The organism is Roseibacterium elongatum DSM 19469 (assembly GCF_000590925.1).
Taxonomy (GTDB): Bacteria; Pseudomonadota; Alphaproteobacteria; order Rhodobacterales; family Rhodobacteraceae; genus Roseibacterium; species Roseibacterium elongatum.
In genome coordinates this window covers 1,683,261-1,699,953 of the sequence record NZ_CP004372.1, presented here as the reverse complement: position 1 = coordinate 1,699,953, position 16,693 = coordinate 1,683,261, and the positions used below count along the sequence as shown (strand labels likewise).

13 protein-coding genes and 1 tRNA gene are annotated in these 16,693 nt (G+C 65.1%); 9 read left to right on the top strand and 5 right to left on the bottom strand.

All coding sequences use genetic code 11. From position 1 onward, the window contains the following. Positions 1-53: 53 nt before the first annotated feature. The 4 genes from ROSELON_RS08235 to ROSELON_RS08220 all read right to left on the bottom strand — a co-directional run bounded on the left by ROSELON_RS08235 (position 54) and on the right by ROSELON_RS08220 (position 6,300). Positions 54-3,188 carry a valine--tRNA ligase gene (locus ROSELON_RS08235; RefSeq protein WP_025311935.1) on the bottom strand — a complete coding sequence of 1,045 codons (3,135 nt, stop codon included), beginning with the start codon at positions 3,186-3,188 and terminating at the stop codon, positions 54-56. A 153-nt stretch (positions 3,189-3,341) separates the two neighbouring features. Then, positions 3,342-4,415 carry a tRNA 2-selenouridine(34) synthase MnmH gene (gene mnmH, locus ROSELON_RS08230; RefSeq protein WP_084613730.1) on the bottom strand — a complete coding sequence of 358 codons (1,074 nt, stop codon included), beginning with the start codon at positions 4,413-4,415 and terminating at the stop codon, positions 3,342-3,344. Next, complete coding sequence (locus tag ROSELON_RS08225; protein ID WP_025311933.1) at positions 4,399-5,283, bottom strand: NAD(P)-dependent oxidoreductase; 885 nt, start codon at positions 5,281-5,283, stop codon at positions 4,399-4,401. Before ROSELON_RS08225 ends, mnmH begins: the two co-directional genes overlap by 17 nt. A 120-nt stretch (positions 5,284-5,403) precedes the next feature. After that, complete coding sequence (locus tag ROSELON_RS08220; protein ID WP_025311932.1) at positions 5,404-6,300, bottom strand: UTP--glucose-1-phosphate uridylyltransferase; 897 nt, start codon at positions 6,298-6,300, stop codon at positions 5,404-5,406. Between the two features lie 400 nt (positions 6,301-6,700). On the opposite strand from ROSELON_RS08220, the gene ROSELON_RS08215 reads away from it, so the two are divergent. The 9 genes from ROSELON_RS08215 to ROSELON_RS08175 all read left to right on the top strand — a co-directional run bounded on the left by ROSELON_RS08215 (position 6,701) and on the right by ROSELON_RS08175 (position 16,406). Then, the gene (locus ROSELON_RS08215) at positions 6,701-7,843 is read left to right on the top strand and encodes an NAD(P)H-dependent glycerol-3-phosphate dehydrogenase (RefSeq protein ID WP_025311931.1); all 1,143 of its coding nucleotides are present in this window, start codon (positions 6,701-6,703) and stop codon (positions 7,841-7,843) included. Positions 7,844-7,857: 14 nt separating this feature from the next. Further along, positions 7,858-8,616, top strand: coding sequence for an HAD-IIB family hydrolase (locus tag ROSELON_RS08210; protein WP_038650321.1), 759 nt, complete (start codon positions 7,858-7,860; stop codon positions 8,614-8,616). A gap of 14 nt (positions 8,617-8,630) precedes the next feature. Beyond that, positions 8,631-10,154 (top strand): glucosylglycerol-phosphate synthase, encoded by a 1,524-nt coding sequence (gene ggpS / locus ROSELON_RS08205; protein WP_025311929.1) that lies wholly within the window; start codon positions 8,631-8,633, stop codon positions 10,152-10,154. A 291-nt stretch (positions 10,155-10,445) separates the two neighbouring features. After that, positions 10,446-13,307, top strand: coding sequence for a monovalent cation/H+ antiporter subunit A (locus tag ROSELON_RS08200; protein ID WP_025311928.1), 2,862 nt, complete (start codon positions 10,446-10,448; stop codon positions 13,305-13,307). A 1-nt stretch (position 13,308) separates the two neighbouring features. Then, positions 13,309-13,698 carry a Na+/H+ antiporter subunit C gene (locus ROSELON_RS08195; protein WP_025311927.1) on the top strand — a complete coding sequence of 130 codons (390 nt, stop codon included), beginning with the start codon at positions 13,309-13,311 and terminating at the stop codon, positions 13,696-13,698. Continuing rightward, positions 13,695-15,260 (top strand): monovalent cation/H+ antiporter subunit D, encoded by a 1,566-nt coding sequence (locus tag ROSELON_RS08190; RefSeq protein WP_025311926.1) that lies wholly within the window; start codon positions 13,695-13,697, stop codon positions 15,258-15,260. Before ROSELON_RS08195 ends, ROSELON_RS08190 begins: the two co-directional genes overlap by 4 nt. Before the next feature lie 3 nt (positions 15,261-15,263). After that, entirely contained in the window at positions 15,264-15,755 is a 492-nt protein-coding gene (locus ROSELON_RS08185; RefSeq protein ID WP_025311925.1) for a Na+/H+ antiporter subunit E, read from the top strand. Then, positions 15,752-16,021 carry a K+/H+ antiporter subunit F gene (locus ROSELON_RS08180; protein ID WP_025311924.1) on the top strand — a complete coding sequence of 90 codons (270 nt, stop codon included), beginning with the start codon at positions 15,752-15,754 and terminating at the stop codon, positions 16,019-16,021. Before ROSELON_RS08185 ends, ROSELON_RS08180 begins: the two co-directional genes overlap by 4 nt. A gap of 10 nt (positions 16,022-16,031) precedes the next feature. Continuing rightward, positions 16,032-16,406 (top strand): Na+/H+ antiporter subunit G, encoded by a 375-nt coding sequence (locus ROSELON_RS08175; protein ID WP_025311923.1) that lies wholly within the window; start codon positions 16,032-16,034, stop codon positions 16,404-16,406. A gap of 108 nt (positions 16,407-16,514) precedes the next feature. Here ROSELON_RS08175 and ROSELON_RS08170 read toward each other — a convergent pair. Then, positions 16,515-16,590, bottom strand: a tRNA-Ala gene (locus ROSELON_RS08170). Positions 16,591-16,693 lie beyond the last annotated feature (103 nt).

Here is a 16,693-nt window from a genome sequence, read left to right as displayed (position 1 = left end):
GTTACCGCATCCGGCGGCCCGGGGCGACGGGCAACCCGATGCCGGCCGGTCCATCACCCAAGGGCGCTCAGACGCTCCAACGCGGCTCGGATCTTGCCCTCTTCCTCCTCGCGCGCGGCAAGGTTGTCGCGGGTGTCCTGCACCACCTCTTCCGGCGCGCTTTCGGCGAATTTCGGGTTCGAGAGCCGCCCCTTGAGGCCGCCGATTTCCTTGGCCAGTTTGCCAAGCACCTTTTCAAGGCGCTCCTTCTCCTGCTCGACATCGATATAATCGGCAATCGGCAGGCCGAATGTGCCCCCTTCGACCGCGACGGTGACCGCGCCTTTGGGCATGTCGCTGATCACGCGCAACTCCTCGATCCGGCCAAGCCGTTCGATCATCATCGCGTTGGCGTCATAGGCGGCCTGCTTGTCCGCATCGAGTTGCAACTGCAACAGCGGCACCTTGAGACCAGCGGGCACATGCATCTGCTGCCGGACCGAGCGGACCTCTTCGATGAGGCTGAGAACCCAGGTCATCTCCGCATCGGCGGCCGGGTCGATCAATTCGTCGCCATAGCTCGGCCAATCGGCATGGATCAGCATGGTGTCGCGCGCGGCGATCTCGCCCCACAGCTCTTCGGTGACGAAAGGCATGGTGGGGTGCATCAGGATCAGGCACTGGTCGATCACCCACGCCATCGTGGCGCGGGTTTCCGCGATGATGGCGGCATCGCCACTGTCGAAAAGCGGCTTGGCGAATTCCAGATACCAGTCGCAGACGCGCCCCCAGACGAAGGCATAAAGCCCGTTGGCCGCATCGTTGAAGCGGAAACCCGACAGCGCCTCGTCATGGGCCAGACGCGCGCGGGCTGTCTCGCCGATGATCCACTTGTTCACCGTCTGGGTTACGCCGGCCGGGTCGAACCCCGGCACCGGCTTGCAGTCGTTCATCTCGGCAAAGCGCGCGGCGTTCCACAGCTTGGTGCCGAAATTTCGATAGCCCGCGACGCGGTCCTTGGACAGTTTCAGGTCGCGCCCCATGGCGGCCATCGCGGTCAGGGTAAAGCGCACCGCGTCCGCGCCGAACTCGTCCACCAATTCGAGCGGGTCCAACACGTTGCCGATGGATTTCGACATCTTGCGGCCCTTTTCGTCGCGGACGAGGGCATGGACATAGACCTGCTTGAACGGGATCTCGTCCACCACGGCCAGTTGCATCATCATCATCCGGGCGACCCAGAAAAAGATGATGTCGAAGCCCGAGACAAGGACCGAGGTCGGGAAGTAGCGCTGCAATTCGGGCGTCTGCTCGGGCCAGCCGAGCGTCCCGATGGGCCAAAGACCCGAGGAAAACCATGTGTCCAGCACGTCAGCGTCGCGCCAGACAGGATAGACCAGATGCGTGGGATCCTCGCTGAGGTTGTATTGCGCAAGGCTTTCGGCCAGCGCGTGGGCGGCGGCGTGGCGATCCTCGACCTCGATCACCTGCGCATGGTTCAGCGGCGCCGGCAGTTTGGCCAGCACATCGGCGAACTGGTTTGAGACGGCCTCGAAATCATGGGCGGCGTGGTGGCGCTCGTCCCCTTTCAGCAGGGTCTGCGCTGACAAAAGGCGCAGCATCTCGACGATATCGAGTTGCCCGTCGCCCTCGTCATCGGTGAAGCCGTGGCTGCCAAGGTCGAACCCGTACCAGACGGGGATCTGGTGGCCCCACCACAGCTGGCGCGAGATGGTCCAGGGCTCGATATTCTCAAGCCAGTGGAAATACACCTTGCGGTGCTGTTCCGGCATGATCGTGGTGCGCCCGTCGCGCACGGCATCCAGCGCGGGGCCGACGATCTTGGCGGTATCGACGAACCACTGGTCGGTCAGCATCGGCTCGATCACCACCTTGGAGCGGTCGCCAAAGGGCTGCGTGATCAGCTTTTCCTCGACCAGCGGAACGGGGTGCGACGCGGCTTCGTCATCTGCCTTGACCGCGGCCTTGCCGAGCCGCGGATCGTCGGCGCGGGTCATCACGGCGAGGCCTTCCTCGGTGATCTCGGCCACGACACGCTTGCGCGCCTCGAACCGCTCCAACCCGCGCAGGTGATCGGGCACGAGGTTCAGCGCGTCGGCCTCGGTCTCGGACAGGGTGCGGGTGCCGTTGGCGACCTCCTGCGCGATGGCGGCGGCCTCGGCATAGGGCAGCCCGTCTTCGCGCAGATGGGCCTTTTCATCCATCAGACGGTAGCACGGAATGTCGCCGCGCTTGGCCACGCCATAGTCGTTGAAATCATGCGCGCCGGTGATCTTGACCGCGCCCGAGCCGAAATCGGGGTCGGGGTATTCATCCGTGATGATCGGGATCAGGCGGCGGTGTTCCTTGGGCCCGACCGGGATCTCGCAGAGCTTGCCGACGATCGGCGCATAACGGGCGTCATCGGGATGCACCGCGACGGCACCATCGCCCAGCATCGTCTCGGGCCGGGTCGTGGCGATCGAGATATAGTCGCGCTCTTCCTCGAGGGTGACGTTCCCCTCCGCGTCCTTCTCGACATAGGTGTAGGTTTCACCACCGGCGAGCGGGTATTTGAAGTGCCACATATGGCCCTGCTGGTCGATATTCTCGACCTCGAGATCGGATATGGCGGTCTCGAAATGTGGGTCCCAGTTCACCAGCCGCTTGCCGCGGTAGATGAAGCCCTTGTTGTACATGTCCACGAAGACCTTGATGACGGCATCGTGGAAATTACCGTCCTCGCCCTGCGGTGCACCAGGGGCACCGGACATGGTGAAGGCCTCGCGCGACCAGTCGCAGGAGGCACCAAGGCGCTTGAGCTGTTCGCGGATCGTGTTGCCGGATTTCTGCTTCCACGCCCAGACATGGGACAGGAAATCCTCGCGGCTCATGTCGCGGCGGGATTTGCCCTCTTTCGCCAATTCGCGCTCGACAACCATCTGCGTGGCGATGCCCGCGTGGTCGGTGCCCGGCTGCCACAGCGTGTCGAAGCCGCGCATCCGGTGCCAGCGCACCAGCACATCCTGAAGCGTGTTGTTGAAGGCATGGCCCACATGCAAAACACCTGTCACGTTCGGCGGCGGGATCATGATGCAGAACGGATCGGCACCGGGTTTGGCGTTGGCGCCGGCCTTGAAGCAGTCCTTCGCCTGCCATTCCTGCATGATGCGGGCCTCGGCCTCGGCCGCGTTGAAGCTCTTGTCCATGGGTTCCACGCCTCTTTCCTCGCGTCGCGGGTTCCCTACCGAAGCCAGGCGGAAAGGCCAAGGGGGCACCGGCGCGGCATAGCGCGACGGCCGGGCCGGGGCGGGCGGAAAACGCGCGTTTTCCGGGCCGTTTTCCTCGAGGAAAACGCCCGCTCAAGCGTCGAGCGTGTCGCAGATCCGGGTGGCCAGCGATTTGAGCGCGGCGGGATCGAGCCTGTCGGACTGGAGCCGGGCCAACACCGGGCTTTCATCGCCCTTGCGCAGGCGGGCATAGGCCGGGTCGTAATGGCGTTCGACCAGTGAGGCGGACAGGTCGACCAACCGCCCCTCCCCCAGCAGCGTCAGCCATCCATCGACGGTTTCGTGCCCCGCGAGCGTCCGCAGCTTGTTCAGCCGCTCGGTCAGGGCGGATGTGTCCGCGGCAAGGTCGGCGTAAGCCTCGGCGAGGAATTCCGCGCGGGCCGCAATGGGTGCCTCGATCACGATGCGGGCGCTGTCGCGCATGGCGACCCATAATTGCGGCGGGATGCGCAAGCGACCGATGCGGGCGGACTCGGCCTCGACCAACACGGGGCGGGATGGGTCCAGCCGGTCCAGCGCCGCCACCAGCGCGGACTCGAACCCTTTTTGAGCGGGCTGATCGCCCTCGACATCCCCCAGGATCGACCCGCGATGGTTCGCCAACCCCTCGAGGTCGATCACCTGACCGCCCTGCGCCGCCACTTCGGCCAGAAGCGCCGTTTTGGCCGTGCCGGTGAAGCCATCCAGCCGCAGCACACGCAGTGGCAGAGCCTCTTCATAGAGCGTTTTCACCACCAGCCGCCGCCACGTGCGGTAGCCGCCCTGCAACACCTCGGCCCGCCAGCCGATCTGTTGCAGAATCGAGGTGAACGCGCCCGACCGTTGCCCGCCGCGCCAACAATAGACCAGCGGCCGCCAGCCGCCATCAAAGCCCATCAGGCTGTCCTCGATATGGCGGGCGGCGTTGCGGGCCACCTTGGCCGCGCCGATCTTGCGGGCGCGAAACGGGCTGTCCTGCACATAGATCGTGCCGACCTCGGCGCGTTCGGCATCCGACAGCACGGGCAGCGAGATCGCGCCGGGCAGATGATCCTCGGCATATTCCGAGGGCGAGCGGACATCGATGATCGTGTCGAAGCCCGCCCCCGCAAGCGCGCCCGTCTCGGTCAGGGTAAAGGGCACCGAGGCGTCAGACCTCTTCGCCATGCATCCGGCGGAAGCGCTGGATCAGGCTGGAGGTGTCCCACCGGCCGCCGCCCAGCTGCTGCACCTCGGCATAGAACTGATCGACCAGCGCTGTCACGGGCAGCGACAGGCCCATCTCGTCGGCCTGCGTCAGGGCGATATCCAGATCCTTGCGCATCCAGTCGACGGCGAAACCATGGTTGAACTCGTTGTCCACCATCGTGCCCGCGCGGTTGGCCAGTTGCCACGACCCGCCCGCGCCCTGGCTGACGAGGTTGGCGACCTTCTTGGGGTCGAGCCCCGCCTTCATCGCGAAATAGAGGCCTTCGGAAATCGACTGGATCGCGCCCACGATGCAGATCTGGTTGACCATCTTGGTCTTTTGCCCCGACCCGACCGGGCCGAAACGCTCGGTCATCTTGGAGTAGCACTCCATCACGGGCGCCGCGGCCGTGAAATGCGCCTCGTCGCCCCCACACATGATGGCAAGCTGGCCGTTCTCGGCCCCGGCCTGCCCGCCCGAGACAGGCGCGTCGACCCAGCCGATCCCCTTCTGCGCGGCCTGGGCGGCCATCTCCTCGGTCACGATCGCCGACACTGTCGTGTGGTCGACAAAGATCGCACCCCCTTTCATGCCGGCCAACGCACCGTCCGCGCCGGTCACGACCGAGCGCAGATCGTCGTCATTGCCGACACAGGCCATGACGAAATCGCATCCCTCGACGGCCTCGCGCGGGGTCGGGGCAAAACTGCCGCCATGGTCCTCGGCCCATTTCTCCGCCTTGGCGGTGGTGCGATTGTAGACGGTCACGTCATGGCCCGAGGCCTTGAGATGCCCCGCCATCGGGTAGCCCATGACCCCCAGACCCAAAAACGCAAGTTTTGCCATCAGTCCCTCACTCCCCTTGGTTGGCCGGCCCCTGCCCGCGCCGCGCAGCGGGCGTGGCGGGGTGTCCGGCGGCTGACCCGGGTTTTGCCCTTTGGGGCCTCCGGGTGCAATGGGAATGGGTCAGGCCGCGCGCGGCGACGTGCTGGCCGACAGCGCGAGGTCCTCGAGAACTTCGGCATATTCGGGGTCCTGCGCGGCGAGGTGCAGGGTCGCACGCAGCATGCCCGGCTTCGAGCCACAGTCGAAGCGGATGCCGGAAAAGCGCCACCCGGCAAGGCCGTAGTCGGCAGCGCCACGGGCGATGGCGTCGGTCAACTGGATCTCGCCGCCGGCGCCGGGAGTCTGCGTCTCGAGCGCGTCGAAGATGTCGTGATGCAGGATGTAGCGCCCCACCACTGCTTCGTGCGACGGGGCCTCGGCCGGGTCGGGTTTCTCGACCATGCCATCGGCGCGCATCAGGCGCCCCTCGGCGGCGGTGACGGACAGGATGCCGTATTTCCGGGTGTCTTCCGGGGCGACGGTCATGGTGGCGATCATGTGCCCGGCATTGGCCGTCTCATAGGCCTCGACCATTTCCGACAGGCATCCGGGCTCGCCCAGGATCAGGTCGTCGGGCAGGATGACGGCCACCGGACCGGGCAGCACGAAGGGTTTCGCGCAAAGAACCGCGTGCCCGAGGCCAAGCTGTTCGTTCTGCATGGTAAAGGCTACGTCATCGGCCTTGGGGCACAGCGCGGCCTCCTGCAACTCGTCGGCGAGATCGGCCTTGCCGCGTTCAGCCAGCTCCTGTCGCAGGCGCACGTTGTCCATGACATGGCGCTGGATGGCGGTTTTGGACGGGTGGCTGACAAACACCATCCGCTCTATGCCGGCCGCCCGCGCCTCGTCGATCGCGTATTGGATCAGTGGCGTATCGATGACCGGCAGCAACTCTTTCGGCGTCGCCTTGGTCGCCGGAAGAAAGCGCGTGCCCAGACCGGCAACGGGAAAGATCGCGGTGCGAACGGTGGTGGTCATCTGGGGAGGCCTCCTGTTGGTTTCTGCAACGCAGCATAAACGACTGCAGGCAATAGGTAAGCGCGCCACGACGAAAAGTCAAAAAACGACACATGCGGTGTCGCTTTCCGGCAAAAAATGTGTGATACGGGGGAAAATTGGACATGGGCGGCCGGGATCTGCCCAATTCTTGTGCAGCAGCAGAAAGACAGGGGGTTTCCTTGCGCCGGCAGGGCCAACGGCTTGAAGAAACCGGTGACAACCCCATCCTTATGGTATGGACGTTCACTGACCACGACGCTGAAGGCGCAATCTGCGCCGCTCCGCCCCCGCCGGACTGCATCGGTCAAGATGCCTCGCTCTCCCAAATCCGGCGCGATTCGATGCCAGCGCGCTCCTCGCGCCAGAAGAAGGAGACGACATGAAAATCCAATCCGTGAATGGCGAGCCGCTGCCGCATGATGCCAAGCCTTTTGCCCGCATGGCCGTGATCGGGGCGGGATCCTGGGGCACGGCGCTTGCCGCCACCGCAGCCCGGTCGGGCGCGCAGGTGCGGCTGTGGGGCCGGTCGGGCGACGTTGTCGATGCCATCAACCGCGATCACCGCAACCCGGCCTATATCAGCGACGTCGATCTGCCCGAATCCCTGCTGGCCGTGCGTGAAATGCGAGACGCCCTGCGCGACGCCGATGCCGCGATGATCGTGGTCCCGTCCCAGTCGGTGCGCCTCGTGTCCCGACAGGTCGCCGCCCACGCCCCCGCCGGCATTCCCATCGCGCTCTGCGCCAAGGGGATCGAGGGGGAAACCGGCCTGCTGATGACGCAGGTCGCGGAAGAGGAACTGCCGGGACACCCCGTCGGCGTGGTCTCGGGCCCGACCTTCGCGCGGGAGACCGCGTTGAACCACCCGACGGCGGCCGTGGCGGCGTTTCCCTTCGCCTATCGCGATCGCCTCCACCCCGAGGACAGCGCCGCCGCCCGCTTTGCCGTGACGCTGACGACCGAAAGCTTCCGCGCCTATGTCTCGGACGATCCGATCGGGGTCGAGGTTGGCGGCGCGGTCAAGAACGTGATCGCCATCGCCTGCGGGATGATGACCGGCGCCGGATTTGCCGAAAACACCCGTGCGGCCCTGATCACGCGCGGCGTGGACGAGATGAAGGCCCTGGCCGAGGCGCTTGGCGGCCGCCGCGAAACGGTGACTGGCCTGTCCGGGGTCGGCGATCTGACGCTGACATGTTCTTCGCCCACGTCGCGGAACATGTCGCTGGGTCAGCAGTTGGGTCAGGGTACGCCGCGATCCGACTGCTTCGATGGCGCGCCGGTCGTGGTCGAGGGCGAGAAGAACGCGAAATCCGTCACCGACCTTGCCCGGCGGCTGAACGTGCCGATACCGATCTGCGACACGGTGCGCGCCATCCTGCACGATGGCACCCCGATTGGCGACGCCTTCGCGGCGCTCTGGGCCCGACCCATCGAGTCCGAGCCGCGCGCGATGGCCCTGTCGCTGACTCACCCGGCGGACGACACCGCCGTACAAACGCTTGCTGAAAGGATGTCATGACCCGACACGAAACAATGCAAATCCCGACCATCGCCGAAAAGGATCTTGTGCTGGCCACCGATCTGGACGGCACATTTCTGGGCGGCACCGAGGACGAGTGCCGCGCCTTCTACGATTGGATCGAGGAAAACCGGTCCCGTGTCGGGCTGATCTTCGTGACCGGGCGCGACCCCGGTTTCATCAACCATCTGACGCGCAAACAGGGCGTGCCGCGCCCCGATTACGTGATCGGCGATGTTGGCACCACGATCGCCGCCTTCGACGACAGTTACCATGTCTCGCCGATCGAGGCGCTGGAAACCGAAATCGCCGAGGCCTGGGGCGATGCCAATCGCAAGGTCGAGTCCGCCCTGCACCGCGTGTCGGGCCTGAAGCTGCAATCCGCGGCCTTCCGGTACCGCGTCAGCTATGACATGGACCCCTCGCGCTTTGATCCCGTGGCCTTCGACCTGGTGGCCGAAATGGGGCTCGATGCGCTGATGTCGGCCGATCGCTATTTCGACGTGCTGCCCAAAGGCGTCAGCAAGGGGCCGTCGCTGCTGCGCCTGCTGGACCATCTGGGCATCGACAATCGCAAATGCCTGGTCGCGGGCGACACGATGAACGACCACTCGATGCTGGCCATGGGCCTGCAAGCCGTGGCCGTCGGCAATTCCGAACCGGCCCTGGTCGAGGCGCTGGACGGGCATGACCATGTCCACCGCGCCAAGGAACACGGCGTCGCCGGCATCGCCGAGGCGATCCTGCGGTTCGGCTTTCTGACCAAGGACTGAGGGGGAACACAGCCATGGCATCGGATCTGGTCATCGTCTACCACCGCCAACCCTACGAGGAAGTCGAGGACGCGGACGGCAAGGTCACGTTCCAGGAAAACAAGAGCCCCAACGGCATCGTCCCGACTCTGAAAAGCTTTTTCGGGGCGGTCGATCACGGGGCCTGGATCGCGTGGAAGCTGGCCGAGGACAGCGCCAATCCCGGCTTCGACCAAGTGGTCGAGATCGACGATGCCTATGGCAAATACTCCGTCTCGCGCCTGCCCCTGACCAAGGAGCAGGTAAGCGAGTTCTATCACATCACCTCGAAATCCGCCTTTTGGCCGATCCTGCACTCGTTCAAGGAACGCTACGATTACGACCCGGTGAACTGGCCCAATTTCCGCGAGGTGAATTGGCGCTTTGCCGAGGCGGCGGCGGCCGAGGCATCCGAGGGCGCCCTGGTCTGGGTGCATGACTACAACCTGTGGCTTGTGCCCGGCTACTTGCGCCAGATGCGGCCCGATCTGCGCATTGCGTTCTTCCACCACACGCCCTTCCCCTCGGCGGACGTCTTCAACGTGCTGCCCTGGCGGCGCGAGATCGTGGAAAGCCTGCTGGCCTGCGATGTGGTCGGGTTCCACATTCCGCGCTATGCGACGAATTTCGTCTCGGTCGCGCGCAGCCTGCTGGATGTGACCGTCGAAGACCGCGAAACGGTCGGCCCGCACCTGACCTTCGAGGGGACGGCCCTGAACGAACGCACCGTGCCCACGCGGATCTCGTACCAGGGACGCGATACCGAGATCAGCGTGGCGCCCGTGGGGGTCGATGTACCCTTTGTCGAACGCAACGCCGACAGCCCCGAGACCACCGCCCGCGCCGCCCAGATCCGCGAGGAAATGGGGGGTGCGCAGCTGATCCTGTCCGTGGGGCGCACCGACTACACCAAGGGCGGCATCGAACAACTGGCCAGCTTCGAACGCCTGCTTGAAAAACACCCCGACCTCGTGGGCAAGGTGCGATTGATGCATGTATCGGTCGCGGCCAATCGCAACATGACCGCCTATGAGGATATCCAGAACGATATCGAACAGGTGACCGGCCGGATCAACGGGCGGTTCGGGCGGCTCGACTGGCAGCCCATCGCCCTGATTTCGCGGGCGATCCCCTTTGCCGAACTGGTCGCCTATTACAGGGCGGCCGATGTGGCCTGGATCACGCCCTTGGCTGACGGGATGAACCTGGTCGCCAAGGAATTCGTCGCCTCGCGCACCGATGGCGACGGCGTCCTGGTCTTGTCGGAATTCGCCGGGGCCGCTGTCGAACTGGGCTCGGCCGTCATCACGAACCCGTTCTCGAACCGGTCGATGGATTCGGCCATCCACACCGCCCTGACCATGCCCGAGGACGAACGCCGCCAACGCATGGCCGACCTGCGACGCGCCGTCAGCCGCTACGACGTGCGCGCCTGGGGCCGCGCCATCGGGGCGGATCTGGGTGTCAAGAACGACGACGCCCGGCAAGGCGACGGCGGCAACGCACCGGCGGCGGCCTAGAACCCGCCACAGCCGATCCGGGACGGCCTCCAGCGCCGTGCCGGCCAGCGGCATGCACAGATGTGACACCGCGTCATGAACGAAAATCAGAAATTGGTCTGATCCGGCCGGCGCCGCCATGACCGGCGGCACATCACAGCCAAAATTCTCATGTGGACGGCACCCCGCACCGGGCGGGTGTCGCCATGGCAACACGTGAAACGCTCTTACGCGCGGGCGAAACCTATGTTTTACACCGCAGGCGGCGGTCGTTACCTATCGCCTCTATCGCAAGCTGCATAGGATCGACGCATGAGCCACGCGGGCCATCTGCTGTTCTACATCGCGCTCCTGCCCTTTGTCGGGGCGCTCATTCCCGGGTTGATGATCCGTGCCGGACGCACCGCGTCGGCGATGTTCACCGCAGTCCCCACAATTCTGGCGCTGGTGATGCTGATGATCCTGGCCCCCGCCGTTCTGCGCGGCGAGGTGATCCAGGCCGAGATCGAATGGCTGCCGCAACTGGGGCTGTCGGCCTCGTTCTTTCTGGACGGGTTGGGCCTGCTGTTCGCCGGCATGATCCTGGGCATGGGCCTGCTGATCACGCTCTATGCACGTTTCTACCTGTCGGGCGAGGACCCGATGGGGCAGTTCTATACCTATCTGTTGCTGTTCCAGGGCGCGATGCTGGGCATCGTCATTTCCGACAACATCCTGCTTTTGCTGATCTTCTGGGAGCTGACCTCGCTGTCGTCCTTCCTGCTGATCGGCTATTGGAAACACCTGCCCGAGGGGCGGCAAGGCGCGCGCATGGCCCTGGCCGTGACCGGCGCGGGCGGGCTGGCGATGATCGGGGGCATGCTGATCCTGGGCAATATCGCGGGCAGCTACAACCTGACCGACATTCTGCAGGCGGGCGAAGCGATCCGGGCCTCCGAGTGGTACCTGCCCGCGCTGATCCTGATCCTGCTGGGGGCCTTCACCAAATCGGCACAGTTCCCGTTCCATTTCTGGCTGCCGCACGCGATGGCCGCACCCACGCCCGTCTCGGCCTACCTGCATTCGGCCACCATGGTGAAGGCTGGCGTCTTTCTGATGGCGCGGATGTGGCCGGTTCTGGCGGGCACCGATGCGTGGTTCTACATCGTGGCGACCACGGGCCTCGTCACGATGGTGCTGGGCGCGCTGATCGCGCTGTTCAAGGATGACCTCAAGGCGCTGCTGGCCTTTTCGACTGTCAGCCACCTTGGCCTGCTGACCATGCTTTTGGGCTTCGGCACCGAGGCGGCGGCCGTCGCGGCCGTGTTCCACATCATCAACCACCTGACCTTCAAGGCCGCCCTCTTCATGACGGCGGGGATCGTCGATCACGAGACCCACACCCGCGACATAAAACGGTTGGGGGGCTTGCGGCACCTGATGCCCGTGACCTTTGTCATCGGCACGGTCGCGGCCCTGTCGATGGCAGGCATCCCGCTGTTCAACGGCTTCCTGTCCAAGGAAATGATGCTGGAAGAGGCGTCGCATACCGACTGGTTCGGCAGCCCCTATGCCGTGCCGGTGCTGGCAACGCTGGGGGCGCTTTTGTCGGTCGCCTATTCGTTGCGCTTCATCGCCCATGTCTTCCTGGGGCCGCAACGCGACGACTACCCGCACAAACCCCATGATCCTCCCTTTGGGATGTGGGCCGCCCCGGCATTGCTGGCCACGCTGGTCGTTGTGATCGGCGTTGCGCCCTTCCTCGCCGAGGGGGTCGTGACCGCAGCGGCCAATGCGGTGACGGGCAGCGATCTGCACCCGCATCTGAAGATCTGGCACGGCGTCACGCCCGCGCTGTGGATGTCGGTGATCGCCGTCGCGGGCGGCGCGTTGCTTCTGCTGATGCATCGCCCGCTGGACCGCGCCTGGATCGCGGCCCCCCGACCCGAGGCCAAGGCGATCTTCGACCGGCTGGTTGCGGGCCTCGTGGCCCTGTCGCGCGCGATCACCGAAGCCACCCATAACGGCGCCATCAGCCGCTATCTGGCCATCTTCACGGTCACCTCCGTGGCCCTCGGTTACATCGCGTTTTCGGGCGGCGGCCTGTCCGAGCCGACCCGCGGCATGCTGCCCGCGCCTGCGGTCATCGTTGTGGGCTGGGTGATGCTGCTGGTGGCGACCGTCTCGGTCGTGGGGATGCATCACCACCGGTTCCGCGCGCTGGTGCTGATCGGGATCATCGGCCTCGCGATTTCGGCGGGGTTCGTCTATCTGTCGGCCCCCGATCTGGCGCTGACCCAGATCTCGGTCGAGACGGTCACGATCATGCTGCTGCTGCTGGCGCTGCATTTCCTGCCCAAGACCACCCCGCGTGAAAGCCCCATCGGCCTGAAACTGCGTGACGGGCTGATCGCCCTGACCGCCGGCGGCGGTGTTGGGGCCTTGGCCTATGCCTTCCTGGTGCGCGACATCGAAACGATCTCGGACTATCACGTCGCCAACAGTTACGAAGGCGGTGGCGGCACCAACGTGGTCAACGTGATCCTCGTGGATTTCCGCGGCTATGACACCTATGGTGAGATCATCGTTCTGGGCATCGCCGGCTTCCTGATCTACGCACTTATGCATGCCTTGCTGAATGGCCCCGCCGCGCGCCGCCTGAAGAATACCGATTACGATCAGGACCGTTCGCGCGACCGGCACCCGCTGATGATGGTGGTCGTCACCCGCGTGCTGATGCCCATCGCCATCGTCGTGGGCATCTACATCTTCCTGCGCGGGCACAACCAGCCGGGCGGCGGCTTTGTCGCGGGGCTGGTCGTCGCCATCGCGCTCTTGATGCAATACATGGCCTCGGGCTTTGCCTGGACGCAGGAGCGCAAGCGCATCGAGTACCATACCCTGATCGGGATTGGCGTGGTGATCGCCGGCCTGACCGGCGCGGGCGCCTGGCTGGCGGGCCAGCCGTTTCTGACCAGTGCCTATACCTACGTCCATCTCCCCCCGATCGAGGAGTTCGAGCTGGCCACGGCCATGCTGTTCGACCTCGGCGTGTTCATGACCGTTCTGGGCGCGGTGATGCTGATGCTCTACAGCCTCAGCCGGATCGCGCGCTACGCCGGCGAAACGGTCAACCCGGACCCGATGGATTACGACCCCGGCGCGGCCGCCGCCGCAAGAGACCTGGAGGATTGAGATGGAACTGATCGTGGCAAGCACGGTCGGCACGCTGACGGCTGGCGGGGTTTACCTGATGCTGCGCCTGCGGACCTTTCCGGTGATCCTGGGCCTTGCGTTGCTGTCTTATGCGGTGAACGTGTTCATCTTCGCCAGTGGACGGCTGGCCATCGACCAGTCGCCGATCCTGTCGCGCTATGGCGAGGCCAGCTATACGGACCCGCTGCCGCAGGCCCTGGTTCTGACGGCCATCGTGATTTCCTTCGGGATGACGGCGGTTTTGGTGATGATCGGGCTGGGCGCCTATCTCGAGGCCGATAGCGACCGCATCGATATCGAGGCCGAAACGACGGAACCCGACCCGCAAAGCGACCCCGCGCGCGGCGCGCCGGAGGAGACCAAGGCATGATGCACTGGATCATCCTGCCCGTCATCCTGCCGGCGATGCTGGCGCCGCTGATCGGCTTTGTCATGCGTCACGACATGACCCTGGCGCGCACGGCGTCGGTCGCGGGAACCTCGTTGCTTCTGGCGATCGCCATCGGCCTTACGGTCATGGCGGCGGACGGTCAGACCCATATCTATCGCCTGGGCGACTGGCCCGCGCCCTTTGGCATCGTCCTCGTGCTCGACCGCTTGTCGGCACTGATGATCCTGCTGACCTCGGTGCTGGCGCTGATCGTCCTGATCCATGCGATCACGACGGGCTGGGACGCCCGCGGGCGGCACTTCCACACGCTGTTCCAGTTCCAGTTGATGGGGATCTGCGGTGCGTTCCTGACCGGTGACGTGTTCAACCTCTTCGTCTTTTTCGAGGTGCTGCTGATCGCCTCGTACGGGCTGATGATCCACTCAGGCGGGCGCGAGCGGATGCGGGCCGGCCTGCAATACGTGGTGATGAACCTGGCCGGCTCGACCCTGTTCCTGTTCGCCCTCGGCACGCTTTATGCGGCGACCGGCACGCTCAACATCGCCGATCTGGCCGTGCGCATCGCCGAGATCCCGCCAGAAGAGGCGGCGCTGGTTCGCGTGGCGGCGGTGCTGCTGATGATCGTGTTCGCGGTCAAGGCGGCGCTGTTTCCGGTGCAGTTCTGGCTGCCCGCCACCTATGCCAACGCCCCCGCGCCGGTGGCGGCGCTGTTCGCGATCATGACCAAGGTCGGGGCCTATGCCATCCTTCGCGTGCATACCACGGCCTTCGGGCCTGGCCAGGCCGGCACCGAAGACATCGCCACCACCTGGCTGTTTCCGGCGGCCATCGTGACCATCGCGGTGGGGGCCTTTGGCGTGCTGGGGGCCAAGCGCCTGATGCCCTTGATCGCGTTTTCGGTGGTGGGCTCGATGGGCACCCTGCTGGTCGCGGTTGCGGCCTTTGCCCCTGCTGCGATGACGGCGGCGCTCTATTACATGGTCCATTCGACCTTCGCCGCCGCCTGCCTGTTCCTGATCGCCGATCTGGCCGTCACCCAGCGGGGCGGCGACCATCTGCGTGCGGTTCCCGCAACGGTGCAGAACGGCCTCTTCGCCGCCTTGTTCTTTGCCGGCGCGATCGCGATGGCCGGCATGCCGCCGCTCAGCGGCTTTCTGGGCAAGCTGCTGGTTCTGGATGCGCTGCGCGCGCCCGGGCAGATGGTCTGGGCCTGGTCGGCCATCCTGGGCGGATCGCTGTTGACCATCGTTGGGTTCGCCCGCGCGGGCAGCATCGTGTTCTGGAAATCGACCGCGACCCTGCCCGCGGCCGCCGCCCCCGAGACCGCCCCCGAGATCGCCGAGGCCGCCGAGCACGCCGCCCCCGCAGCCGCGCGCCCCATGCAGATCGCCCCCAGCATGATCGCCCTGGCCGCCCTTGTCGCATTGTCGATCTTCGCCGGTCCGGCCACAACCTATCTCGAAGGGACGACCGCCCAGTTGTTCGACCGCGACGGCTATGTTGCCGCCGTGCTCGAGCCGTCCCCCGGCACGGAGGACTGACGGATGCTGCGACACCTCATCCCCCACCCGCTTCTCAGCGTGACGCTGGTGCTGGTCTGGATCGGGCTGGTCAATACCTTCACGCTGGGCAACCTGATCCTCGGTGTGCTGTTCGGCCTTGTCATTCCGATGGTCACCGCCCCCTACTGGCCCAACCGCCCCAAGATCGGCCATCCGATCAAGGTGATGGAATACATGCTGGTCGTGCTGTGGGATATCATCGTGGCGAATGTACAGGTGGCCATGATCATCCTGTTCCGGCGCGAACGCAGCATCCGCTCGCACTGGATCGCCATTCCCCTCGATCTGACCTCGGCCGAGGCGATCACGGTACTGGCCGGGACGATCACGATGACACCGGGGACCGTCTCGGCAACGCTGTCGGCCGATGGCCGCAGCATCCTGGTGCATTGCCTGCACAGCGACGACCCCGACAGCGTGCGGGACGAGATCAAGTCCCGCTACGAACGGCGCCTGAAGGAGATCTTTCAATGATCGAATATGCCCTGATCTTTGCCGCCAGTTGCTACGGCATCGCCCTGCTGCTGGACCTGTGGCGCATCGGCGTCGGCCCCGACTCGGCCGATCGCATCCTTGCGCTCGACACCATGGTCATCAACGTGATCGCGCTCCTGGTGCTCTACGGTGTCTGGCGCGGCACCGCGATCTATTTCGAGGCCGCCATGCTGGTGGCCATGGTCGGATTCGTCTCAACCGTCGCCTATTGCCGCTTCGTGCTGCGCGGCGACATCATCGAGTGAGGGGCAGAGCATGGGATTTGTCGCGGAATTGCTGATCTCGGCCTTTCTGGTCATCAGTGGCGTCTTCGGGTTCGTCGGGTCCTATGGCCTTGTGAAACTGAAGAACACGCTTCAACGCCTGCACGCGCCGACGAAGGCGACGACGCTTGGCGTGGGCGGAGTGTTGATCGCCTCCATGATCTTCTTCTACGTCGAGAAGGGCCAATTCTCGATCCATGAGTTGCTGATCACGCTGTTCCTGTTCCTGACGGCCCCGATCACGGCGAATTTCATCGCCAAGGCCTACATGGCCCGCAATCTTCGGGAAAAGGATCTGCCCGACAGCAAGGGCGACTACGGCTGGTCGGTCTATGACGACCCGCCGGAACAGACCCCCGACACCTGACGGAACGGCATCCGGGCAACGTCGGCATCCGACGCATGGGGAAAGGGGCTGGTGCGCCACGGCGCGTCACCTGAAACAGGCGTCGTGATCAGTTTGAATGAGAGAATTTGGTGGAGCCAAGGGGAGTCGAACCCCTGACCTCTTGCATGCCATGCAAGCGCTCTCCCAACTGAGCTATGGCCCCACGTTGCATCGGCACCCCGATGCGGTCGGTAGCGGCGGTTTAGTGGCACTGGCGGGGCAGTTCAAGCGAAAAAATCGCCGCCCGTGCCGGATACCCGCCGCCC